This window comes from Paraburkholderia sp. BR10872 (assembly GCF_040965835.1).
GTDB lineage: Bacteria > Pseudomonadota > Gammaproteobacteria > Burkholderiales > Burkholderiaceae > Paraburkholderia > Paraburkholderia nodosa_A.
This window is the reverse complement of sequence record NZ_JBFRCN010000196.1, coordinates 1-255: the sequence shown is the minus strand read 5'-3', so window position 1 is coordinate 255 and position 255 is coordinate 1. Positions and strand designations below refer to the sequence as shown.

The window sequence follows — 255 nt, the reverse complement described above, 5'->3', positions numbered from 1 at the left end:
CGATTCTCGTGATCATCTACTTCATGCTCAACTATTGGGGCGTGAAACTGTTCGCGCGTGCCAACAGCGCGATCACGATCTTCAAGTTCATCATCCCGGGTCTGACGATCATCGGCCTGATGGCGGGAAGCTTCCACCAGGAAAACTTCGGCCAGACGACCTCGTTCGCCCCGTACGGCTGGTCGGCGGTGTTCACGGCAGTCGCCACGAGCGGCATCGTGTTCGCATTCAACGGCTTCCAGAGCCCGATCAACC

1 protein-coding gene is annotated in these 255 nt (G+C 58.4%); it reads left to right on the top strand.

The window, feature by feature from the left end; all coding sequences use genetic code 11:
* A partial coding sequence (locus AB4Y43_RS40665; RefSeq protein WP_368730310.1) for an amino acid permease occupies positions 1-255 on the top strand: 255 nt, incomplete at both ends.